The organism is Methanoculleus chikugoensis, assembly GCF_900095385.1.
Classification (GTDB): Archaea; Halobacteriota; Methanomicrobia; order Methanomicrobiales; family Methanoculleaceae; genus Methanoculleus; species Methanoculleus chikugoensis_A.
The window spans coordinates 1-9,933 of the sequence record NZ_FMID01000016.1 but is presented as its reverse complement, the minus strand read 5'-3'; the positions used below and the strand labels follow the sequence as shown (position 1 = coordinate 9,933).

Sequence of the window (9,933 nt, the reverse complement as noted above, 5' to 3'; positions counted from 1 at the left end):
CCGGGGTGGATCAGTAAGCGGTGTTCAGATCCCTTGCATCCCTGTGGAAAAGAGCACTATTGCCCACATCCCACGTCGGCAGTCCTCCGGTGTCCGGAGTGCGAGAGGAACCTGCAGAGTTTGCATTCAGATCTCCTGTTCACTTCTTCCCACTTTGTATTTCTGCTCCGGATGGTTTGGCTCTCCGGGGATTACGTATTCCAATTGCGCGTCACGTATCATCGGTTTTAAGTAACTGGCTGATACCCATTTTTTGCTTCTCCCAACCAATTGGGCAATTTCCCCGGCAGAGGAGGGGCGCACGCTGCAAATCTGAACGATAACTCGCATGACTTCCTGTGGCGAACTCCTTTTACCCAGCATTCTTATTGATTCGGCAATATCCGGTAGGATTGCTTCAGAATCCACACTCAGAGTCTCCTCCTCATCCAGCGAAACCTCCACCCGCTGGTGAGTCGTGCACACAGGGGCAACCCCGAGCTGCCCGGTTGGAGTATAGAAGGTCATCGCGCCATGAGGATGCTGGATAAGAAAGCCCAGATCCCGGAGTTTCCCGAGCAATTTGCTTGCACCGACCACATCGAGTTCGATCAGATCGCGACACTGCTCATTCGAGATAGACCCGTTCCGCCTGACAAAGACGAGAGCCATCGCCTCTTCATCGGATAAGTCAGCAGCGCTGAAGCCACGGAGCCATTCGAGTTCTTCTTCAGAGAAGAAATGGTGAAGGGAAAATGCGGCGCGGAAATAATCGGCCTGATGATTCGATTCAAAGACCGGCGGGGACAGGCGGGCTTCCCGGGTTAACTGTACCATCATCCGGATTCCACTACCTTTGTTCTCAGCCAGGTTTGTATCGTGCAGAACCGCTGCAATGGCCGGATTTCTGGTAACAGAGGTAATACTTCCCTCATCGCCGATCTCAACAAGTGAGTGTCCAGGATTCGTTATCTCCAGCCTTCCCGGATAACGGATAATCCGTATCGTCCCGCAAGATCGATAGTTTCGGTGCATCAGCGCGTTCACAACCGCTTCGCGGACGACTCGCTCAGGGATAAGGGGTCTTTCGTGCCGCTGGATGGACCCCTCATGGAACGCCACGCACCTTGGAATATCGTCCATAACACCTGCGATGACCCGTGGAATCACACGTAACAGCGGTTCGCGGAACTCAAGCGCGTACGAGATCTCTCCATCCCATTTGTGGCCTGGAACGCGGATGTAATCAACACGCATCAGCGGGAGATACTTCCGGATTGCCATATCCCTTCCAAAGAGGAGAATCCCGGCCAACGTGGGGATTAGCTCATCGCCTTGCTTATCCGCACACTTCAGGGCAAGGAGAAGGTCTCCATCATTCCAGTTCAACTCCGGTGCATGCGGGTTGGCTGCGCGTCGTGCTCGCCGGTATTCATCGATTGCATGCGGATCGATATCATCCAATGACGCACCGGGAATAACCGACTCGTCATACGTCCTCCGTTCTGCACTCGTATGGAACATCCGGATATCCTCGTCAGTACAATGCTGAGCCGTCGAGCCGATACGACGATAGGCGCCTCGCGGCAGACCTTGCGCTTTTATGTAAATGGGCTTATTATGGGGCACTTCTTCGGGGATGTACACCACGATCATCGGTTTTTCATCAACCATGCAGACCTGCACATTCGGCCTCAGGGGCCGGTTGAACGCGGAGGCACAGAGTGAAGCAATTTCTCTCTGTAATTTATCGGGTTCGTGGACGCCGGTAACTCTATAGTTCCCGGAAGCCGGGTCGCGGGAAACACCGAGCAGGAGATACCCTCCCTCGATACCGGGCTCGTTAGAGAACGCCGATATCGTCTGAGAGGCGGTTTTCCCCAGAGTTCTGGATGTTTCTTTCGCTTCGATGCGCCAATGTTCGTCACATGTATTAAGTTCTGATAGAAGTTCCGCACAACCCCGCATTCTACGACTCCTGCAGATGATATCCGGTCTATGTCAGATCAGTCTTCGCCGATAACCATATACTGTTCGCATGCCGGACGAAGGGTACTTCCTGTTTGCCTCCAGAAGGTTGCGGGAGTTATGCGAGGCAGAGCGCCGGTTCCTCGCCCTGATGAGGGGCGAGTCGAAACCCGAGCAATATATCAGGCGAACCTCTGTGACTCCTGAGGGGGCCATCCGTCCTGAAAGTTCGGGGGTTCACTTGCGGTCGCGTTCCCGATCGCCTCCTCTCAAACCCGCCCTCGAAACGAATACCCTTATCCCCCTCCTCCGGCAACCTATTCCCCAAGGAGGCTACCCGCCTGAAGATCGCCTACGTCTACGACGCCGTCTACCCCTGGGTGAAGGGCGGGGTCGAGAAGCGCATCCACGAGGTCTCGGTCCGGCTTGCGGACCGGGGGCACGAGGTCCACGTCTACGGGATGCGTTGCTGGAGCGATCCGGCGACGATCGAGCGCGACGGGGTGACCCTCCACGGCGTCTGTCCGGGTGAAGGGCTCTATGCCGATGGTCGTCGGACGGTCCCGCAGGCGCTCCGGTTCGGGAAGGCGGTGCTCCGGCCGCTTCTTGCTTCCGGCGCCGACGTCATCGACTGCCAGAACTTCCCCTACTTCTCCTGTTTTGCGGCGAAAGCGGCGGCGGTGCGGCGTGGGTTCCCGCTCGTGGTCACCTGGCACGAGGTCTGGGGCGACTACTGGTATGACTACCTGGGGCGCCGGGGGGTCTTCGGGAAGGCCGTCGAGCGGCTGGCCGCCGGGCTCACGGATCACCACGTCGCGGTCTCGCCCTCGACCGCCCGGGCGCTCGCGGGCCTCGGGGTCGCCGGGCCGGTCCCGGTCGTCCCGAACGGGATCGATCTCGCGAAGATCGCGGCCGTCGCCCCGGCGGCGGAGGAGTGGGACGTCATCTTCACCGGCCGGCTGATCCGGGAGAAGAACGTCGACCTCCTCCTCCGGGCGCTCGTCACGGTCCGGGAGGAGGTTCCTGATCTCCGGGTGCTCGTCGTCGGCGACGGCCCGGAGCGGCCGGCCCTGGAAGCCCTCGCGCGCGACCTCGGACTTGCGGTGACGTTCGCCGGTTTTCTCCCCGACTATGACTCGGTCATCGCCGCGATGAAGGCCTCCCGCGTCTTCGTCCTCCCCTCGACCCGCGAGGGATTCGGGATCGCGGCGCTGGAGGCGATGGCCTGCGGGGTTCCGGTGGTGACGGCGGACCACCCCGGGAATGCGGCGGGGGATCTGGTGGTGGAGGGAGTGAATGGGTACCGCTCGGGGCTCTCGGCGGGGGCGCTCGGGGAGGGGATTCTCGCGGGGCTTGATCTGCATCGTGCCCGGGCAGCGGACTGCCGGGACACGGCGGCAGCGTATGACTGGGGGCGGATTGTTGAAGTACTTGAGAAGGTTTATCAAAATATCTAACCAACCCTGACATTATATTTACGCCCTTTGGTTTTTACGGGCTTATTTGGGGAGCAGATCGCATGTCATGGAAGGATCGGAACGTTCTTATTACCGGGATCAGCGGGTTCGCCGGGTCGTACCTGGCCAGGTATTTGATCGATGAGGGTGCGCACATCTACGGGCTTATCCGGAGGCGGGCTGACGGCGCCATCCCCCAGAATATCGCATGGAAGAAGATCGAGAACGGGATCACCTTCCTTGAAGGAAACCTGGAGGATATCTCCGGGCTGGCCACGGCGCTTGATATTGCGGAGCCGGACACGATCTTCCACCTTGCCGCACAATCCTTTGTGCCCCGGTCGTTCACACACCCGATCGAGACCGCCCAGATCAACTCCATCGGCACGAATAACCTCCTCGAGGCGGTGCGTCGGAAGGACTGCGACCCGACGATCGTCTTTGCCGGCTCGTCCGAGGAGTACGGGCTGGTCTTCAGTTCCGAGGCGCAGTACGAGCAGGCCCGGGAGAAGTACGGGACAGTCTATCCCGAGCCGGTCTCGATCCCCGAGGTGCCGATCAAGGAGACGAACCCCCTCCGTCCCATGTCGCCATACGCCGTGAGCAAGGTCTACGGCGACCACCTGATGAGGAACTACTTCTACACCTACGGGACGAAGGCGATCGTCTCCCGGGCCTTCAACCACGAAGGGGCCGGGCGCGGGAGCATGTTCGTCACCTCGGTCGTGACGAACCAGGTTGCGAAGTATGCGGCGGGAGATATCGACCACATCACCATCGGGAACGTCAACGCTTTCCGCGACTGGTCGCACGTCATGGACACCGTCCACGGCTACTGTCTGATCGCCGACGCAGGCCATCCCGGCGACGTCTACAACCAGGGCTCGATACGGACGACCTCCGTCCTCTCTTACATTCTCCTCTCCCTCGAAAACGCCGGGATGCCGGTCGACCGGATCGAGACCGTCAAGAACGGGAAGACCGTCGAGGCACCGACCGAGAAGGACGCATCCGCCGTCTTTGGCGTGCCGTTCGAGAAGACGAAGGTCGACCGGATGCTGCTTGAGGGAGCGATCGAGTTCGGCGCCGGCGACCAGGGCATCATCGCCCGGTCGGGCGACAAAAAGATCCCGATCCTCTTCGACCCCGAGCGGTTCCGGCCCGCCGAGGTCCCGATCCTCTTTGCGGACACGACGAAGATCCGGCGGATCGGGTTCTCGTCCACGTACAGCGTCGAGGACATCATCCGGGATCAGCTCAACTTCTACATGGACGAGAAGAAGCGGGTATGAAAATCGCGATCTTCCACGACTACTTCGGGGCTATCGGGGGCGGCGAACGGGTCGTCCTCGCCCTCGCGAAGATCCTTGACGCCGACGTCATCACGACCGACACGGATGCGGCCGCGAAACTGGACGGCGGCGCCCGGGTCACGAGTCTTGGAAGCACGGTCAAACTCCCGCCCTTCAAGCAGATCTCCGCCGCCCGGAAGTTCGGCTCCGCGGATTACTCGGACGACTACGACTTCTTCATCTTCACCGGGAACTGGAGCCACCACGCCGCCCGGCACCACCACCCGAACCTCTGGTACTGTTATACGCCGGTGCGTGCGTTTTACGACCTCTACGGGACGTTTCTGTCCCGGCAGGCGTTCATGACGCGGCAGGCGTTCCGGGCGTGGACGGCGTTCTCCCGGAGATCGGACCAGCGTTCGGTGAGCCGGGTGGACACCATCGTGACGATATCGGAGAACGTCCGGCAGCGGATACGCGCCTGCTACGGCCGCGACGCGGAGGTGATCTACCCGCCCGTCGACGTGTCACGGTACCACTGCAAGGGTTACGGGGACTTCTGGCTCTCGGTGAACCGTCTCTACCCGGAGAAGCGGATCGAGCTGCAGGTCGAAGCCTTCAGGGCGATGCCGGACGAGCGCCTGGTGATCGTCGGCGGGTACGCCGCCGGAGACCACGCGGGCCGGTACGCCGCCCGGCTCATGGGAGACCTCCCGGAGAACGTCGAGATCCGGGGGGAGGTCACCGAAGAGGAACTGATCGACCTCTACGCCCGGTGCCGCGGCCACGTCTGCACGGCTCTGGACGAGGACTTCGGGTTAACGCCGGTGGAGGCGATGGCCGCGGGAAAACCGGTGGTCGCGGTGAACGAGGGAGGATTCCGCGAGACAGTGACGGCGGAGACGGGGATGCTTGTCGAGGCCGACCCCGAAAGGATTGCATCGGCGGTCCGGGCGGTCTCGGCCGACCCGGAGCGTTACCGGGAGGCCTGCCTGGCGCGGGCGAGACTGTTTGACCTGTCTGTTTTTGCAGACCGGATCCGGCGTGTGGTGAATGATGGCGTTTGATCATTTGAGGACTCTCTACGGTTACCGGAACCTCATCTGGACCCTGGCCTGGGGTGATTTCAAGCAGCGTTACAAAAACTCTATCCTGGGCTACTTCTGGTCGCTCCTCGAGCCGCTCCTGATGCTCGTAGTCCTCTATGTGGTCTTCTCGAACCTGATGCGTATCCAGGTGGAGTACTACCAGCTCTTCCTGCTGCTCGGCATCATCCTCTGGAACTTCCTCTCCCGGGCAACATCCATGGGGCTGAATGCGATCCTCGGGAAACCGAGCATGGTCCAGAAGATCTACTTCCCGCGGGAGATACTCGTGCTCTCGTCCTGCATCACGGCGCTCCTCATGAGCATCTTCGAGTCTCTGGTCTTTATTGCCTTCATGGCGGTCTTCCAGGTGCCCCTCTCGGCAAATCTCATCTACGTGCCGCTGATCCTGGTGCTCCTCTTCGTCGTGTCGCTCGGGCTCTCGCTCGCTCTTGCCGCGCTGAATGTGTTCTACCGCGATGTCCAGTTCATCTGGGCGGTGATCCTCCAGGCCGGGTTCTTTGCGACGCCGATCCTCTACCCGATCGATATCTTCGGCGAGGAGCTGCAGCGGATCTTCCTCCTCAACCCCATGGCCCACATCATCATGACGGCACGGGACGCGATCATCTACTCTACTCCTGCAGCAGCCGGTTCGCTCCTCTACGCGGGGGCTATGTCCTTAGTTACGCTCATAATCGGGTACGTTATCTTTGCCCACTACGAGCCTCGTTTTGCGGAGGAGATGTGAATGAGCGTCATCGATGTCGAACACGTCGAGAAGGTCTTCCGCATTCCCCACGAGAAGCGGACGACGGTCTTCGAGGCCCTGACCGGCCTCCTCAGGCCGACGGACTACGAAACCTTCCAGGCCTTAAAAGATGTCACTTTCTCGGTCGAGGAGGGAGAGATGCTCGGGATCATCGGGGAGAACGGGAGCGGGAAGAGCACGCTCCTCAAGATCCTCGCCGGGATCATGCGGCCGACGTCGGGGAGGGTCACTGTCGGCCGCCGGCTGACGCCGTTCCTCGAGCTCGGTGTCGGGTTCAACCCCGACTTCACGGCAGTCGAGAATATCCGGACCTACGCCACGATCATGGGTCTCTCGAAGCGGGAGATCAACGGCAAGGTCGACGAGATCCTGGCGTTTGCCGGGCTCGAGACGTTCCGGGACGCGAAACTGAAGAACTTCTCCTCCGGCATGCAGGTGCGGCTCGCGTTCTCGACTGCGATCCAGACCGATCCGGAGATCCTGCTGATGGATGAGGTGCTCGCCGTCGGCGACATGGAGTTCCAGCAGAAGTGCATGGATGTCCTGAACCGCTACCGGAACGAAGGCGTCACGATCGTCTTCGTCTCCCACGACCTCGGGTCGGTCCGGCGGTTCTGCGACCGGACGCTTCTCCTCCGGCACGGGGAACAGGTGGCCCTCGGGAAGACAGACGAGGTGATCGATCGGTATATCTACGGGAGGGTGGCGGAGGCGCCGGCGGAGAGCGCCGACCCGGTCGAAGAAGCCCCTCCCGCCGAGGAAGCACCCTCGGGGAACGGGAGAGTGAAGATCACGGGCGTGAAGTTCCTTAACAAGTTCGGCGCGGAGAGCGCCCGATTCAACGCCTTCGATCCGATGACGATCCGGATCTTCTACTTGGCCCGGGACCGGGTCCCGGATCCTGTCTTCGGCATCGCTCTCTATTCCGAGCGCGGGGAGCATCTCTACGGGACGAACACCGATTTAAAAGACGTCTCGATCGAGTATATAATCGGAGAGGGACATATAGATCTCCAGATAGACCGGATCCCGATGCTCGCCGGGCGGTTCCTGCTGACGGTTGCGGCCCACACCCGCAGCGGGGAGCGCTACGACTGGCAGGACAAGGCATATTCGTTTGACGTCATCCCGACAGGGAGGGATGCCGGAATCTTCGATCTTCCCTGTGTATGGCGGCGGTGAGGAAGGTAATCTATGAGCGATACTCCGTTTGAGATAAAGGACGACGAGATCAACGTCGAAGAGATTATGGAAAAGATCCGGGAGAACATCCGACGGCGGAAGGAGGCAGGAGTTTATCCACCTGACCCGAACCCGGCACCCCCACAGGACCCTACCGGAAGCAACTCCGAGATCGCCCGTGATCTCGCCTATATCTCCGGCAACTGGGACATCCAGAACAGGAGTTACTTCATCAGTTCCCACCGCCCCGTCGCCGGGAAGGTTCTGGTGAAAGGCCGGGAGCTTGTTCACGGCGAGGTGCGGCGTTACGTCGATCCGGTGATCTGGAAGCAGGCCGAGTTCAACCGTGCCACCGGACGGGTGCTCGAGGAGGTGGCCCGGGAGGTCTCCGGGATCGAGTCCCTCCGGGAGCAGATCCGGGAGGACACCACCCGGCAGATCCAGACGACCATTGGGGAGGTGCGCTCAAGGCTCAAGGAGCGGCTCCGGGAGCAGAAACACGAGATCCTGGGCGAAATATCGGAGACGGAGGAGCAGATCCGGGACGAGGTCACGGAGCTGGCCGCGCAGGTAAAAGCGGAGATCGCTGAAGAGGTCCGGGAGCAGATCCGGGCCGAGTTGACAGAGTTTGTCCCACAGCTGAAAGCCGAGATCGCGCGTGAGGTCGAGGAGCGACTCAGGGCCGAGGTTACGGCGGCGGTCACGCAGGCGAAGGCCGAGATCTCCGAAGAGGTCGGGGCTCAGGTCCGCGCTGAAGTTGCAAAGCAGGTGCAGTCCGCACTCCTCGCGATGGATACCGATATCGAGAACCGGGCGTGGCTCGCGAAGGTTCTTGAGGGGAGGGTGCTCCGGGGTGCACCCGGGGAGGCCGAACTTCCGGACTCCCCCTCGGCCGGCACCGGCCTGAACTACTTCGTCTTCGAAGACCACTTCCGGGGCTCCCGGGAGGATATCAAGGAGCGGCAGCGGGCGTTCGTCCGCTACTTCGAGGGCTGCAGCAACGTGCTCGATATCGGCTGCGGCCGGGGCGAGTTCCTTGAGTTGATGCGCGATGCGGGCATCGGGGCCCGTGGCGTCGACCTCGACGAGACGATGGTGGAGTTCTGCCGCTCCCGGGGCCTTGCGGTCGAGTTGAACGATGCGGTTTCGTACCTGGAGCAGCTCGAGGACGAGAGCCTCGACGGAGTCTTCATCGACCAGGTCGTCGAGCACCTTGAACCCGCCTATCTTGTCCGGCTGCTCGAACTCTGTTACCGGAAGATGAAGTTCGGCTACCACATCGTTGCGGAGACGGTGAACCCGCTCTCGTTTGTCTCGTTTGCGAACTTCTACATCGACATGACCCATGTCAGGCCGGTTCACCCGGAGACGCTGAAATTCCTTCTTGGGGCTGTGGGGTTCAGGGAAGCGGAGACACGTTTCTCATCTCCAGTCCCAGCGGAAATAACGCTTCAGAAGTTGATCCCCACTGAGGTTATAGATGACGAAAGAAAAGCGTTCATTGAGTCCTATAACCGCAACATTGACTCCCTAAACGGGTTGCTTTATGGAGCTCAGGATTATGCGATAATTGGGAAAAAATAACTCTACAAATTTGCATCACATTGCGGAGAACTGAATGGGATAATGCGTCTAAATGTGGCAGAGATGGCTATATTATTTGTGTTTGAGGAGGGACGGAGATTATGCATGTTTTAATATGTAATGAACGGTTTTTATTCCGTTTCGGGGTCGATAGGGCGCTAATTATATTGGGAAAGGGTTTGAAAGAACTTGGGCATACCGTCTCCGTCATGGTCACAGCGAATCGATACGATCGAGCTGTCGTGGAAAGTTTTGCCTCGCAAATAATAGAAATCCCTGACGTCGCAGATGATTATTTAAATTCTAACGAAAATACCGCCAAATGGATCGAGAACACTTTTCTCGAACATTTTGAGAATACATCGTTTCCCAGCGTAGCTCTTATTGGAGGTTGGCCGTTTTTTGCTTCTATTCCGTTTTTTAAAGGAAAAGGACTTGAGGTCGTCTTCATGGATTGCGGTGCAGTTCCGTTAGAGGGTTTTTCCGGGGGATCTTTGATCATCCAGGAGAAGTTACGCAGTTTACGGAAACAGTATCTGCCAGAAGCTTCGCTGGTTATAGGCATTAGTAACTACATTGTCCAATCCCAGTCTAAACTAGACACAAAAGGCGAA

General features: G+C 59.4%; 8 protein-coding genes. 7 read left to right on the top strand and 1 reads right to left on the bottom strand.

From position 1 onward, the window contains the following. Positions 1-126: 126 nt before the first annotated feature. Positions 127-1,947 (bottom strand): ATP-binding protein, encoded by a 1,821-nt coding sequence (locus L21_RS02715; RefSeq protein ID WP_074368963.1) that lies wholly within the window; start codon positions 1,945-1,947, stop codon positions 127-129. 380 nt (positions 1,948-2,327) lie between these two features. Here L21_RS02715 and L21_RS02710 point away from each other — a divergent pair, with 380 nt between their 5' ends. The 7 genes from L21_RS02710 to L21_RS02680 all read left to right on the top strand — a co-directional run. Next, the gene (locus L21_RS02710; RefSeq protein WP_218600624.1) at positions 2,328-3,404 is read left to right on the top strand and encodes a glycosyltransferase family 4 protein; all 1,077 of its coding nucleotides are present in this window, start codon (positions 2,328-2,330) and stop codon (positions 3,402-3,404) included. A 62-nt stretch (positions 3,405-3,466) separates the two neighbouring features. Continuing rightward, the gene (locus tag L21_RS02705; protein ID WP_074368961.1) at positions 3,467-4,696 is read left to right on the top strand and encodes a GDP-mannose 4,6-dehydratase; all 1,230 of its coding nucleotides are present in this window, start codon (positions 3,467-3,469) and stop codon (positions 4,694-4,696) included. Then, on the top strand, positions 4,693-5,763 hold the full coding sequence (locus tag L21_RS02700) for a glycosyltransferase (protein WP_074368960.1): 1,071 nt from the start codon (positions 4,693-4,695) through the stop codon (positions 5,761-5,763). Before L21_RS02705 ends, L21_RS02700 begins: the two co-directional genes overlap by 4 nt. Next, positions 5,750-6,532, top strand: a complete 783-nt coding sequence (locus L21_RS02695) for an ABC transporter permease (RefSeq protein ID WP_074368958.1) — start codon at positions 5,750-5,752, stop codon at positions 6,530-6,532. Before L21_RS02700 ends, L21_RS02695 begins: the two co-directional genes overlap by 14 nt. Next, entirely contained in the window at positions 6,533-7,735 is a 1,203-nt protein-coding gene (locus L21_RS02690) for an ABC transporter ATP-binding protein (RefSeq protein WP_074368957.1), read from the top strand. Between the two features lie 12 nt (positions 7,736-7,747). Then, positions 7,748-9,319, top strand: a complete 1,572-nt coding sequence (locus L21_RS02685; RefSeq protein WP_074368956.1) for a class I SAM-dependent methyltransferase — start codon at positions 7,748-7,750, stop codon at positions 9,317-9,319. 179 nt (positions 9,320-9,498) lie between these two features. Continuing rightward, positions 9,499-9,933 (top strand): hypothetical protein (locus L21_RS02680; protein WP_218600623.1); only part of this gene is annotated, 435 nt, incomplete at its 3' end.

Excerpts from the sequence above, each read along its gene's own strand:
- L21_RS02685 (WP_074368956.1), top strand. The coding sequence starts at position 7,748 with ATGAGCGATACTCCGTTTGAGATAAAGGACGACGAGATCAACGTCGAA.
- L21_RS02695 (WP_074368958.1), top strand. The coding sequence starts at position 5,750 with ATGATGGCGTTTGATCATTTGAGGACTCTCTACGGTTACCGGAACCTC.
- L21_RS02715 (WP_074368963.1), bottom strand. The coding sequence starts at position 1,947 with ATGCGGGGTTGTGCGGAACTTCTATCAGAACTTAATACATGTGACGAA.
- L21_RS02700 (WP_074368960.1), top strand. The coding sequence starts at position 4,693 with ATGAAAATCGCGATCTTCCACGACTACTTCGGGGCTATCGGGGGCGGC.
- L21_RS02705 (WP_074368961.1), top strand. The coding sequence starts at position 3,467 with ATGTCATGGAAGGATCGGAACGTTCTTATTACCGGGATCAGCGGGTTC.
- L21_RS02690 (WP_074368957.1), top strand. The coding sequence starts at position 6,533 with ATGAGCGTCATCGATGTCGAACACGTCGAGAAGGTCTTCCGCATTCCC.